The sequence below is a fragment of the Brucella pseudogrignonensis genome (genome assembly GCF_002252525.1).
Lineage (GTDB): Bacteria > Pseudomonadota > Alphaproteobacteria > Rhizobiales > Rhizobiaceae > Brucella > Brucella pseudogrignonensis.
Map to the genome: position 1 here is coordinate 1 of NZ_NNRM01000032.1, position 307 is coordinate 307.

The window sequence follows — 307 nt, forward strand, 5'->3', positions numbered from 1 at the left end:
ATGGGGCAGACGCTCAACATCAAGCGATACAAAATCTGCCGAAGCACCCTGTCTCAAACCATCGCCTTCGCGACCCATAGCAATATTGCCGCCTGCTAATGCGCCATCAAACAAGGCTCGTCCGGTCGAGCCTTCGTTTTTCGCCAGCACATTGCGCGCTCGATGCAGCAAACGCTGCGAATATTCATACTGCCGCAACTCATCGCCAATGCCGATCAGCACATTGGAATCGGACCCAACGCCGAAACGGCCACCATTGGCATCGAACACGGTGGCATTGAACGTGCCATCGCCGAGATTGGCTTCC

General features: G+C 55.4%; 1 pseudogene. It reads right to left on the reverse strand.

The features are described 5' to 3' along the window. Nucleotides 1-307: pseudogene (locus CEV34_RS14615) on the reverse strand (formimidoylglutamate deiminase); the annotation flags it as partial.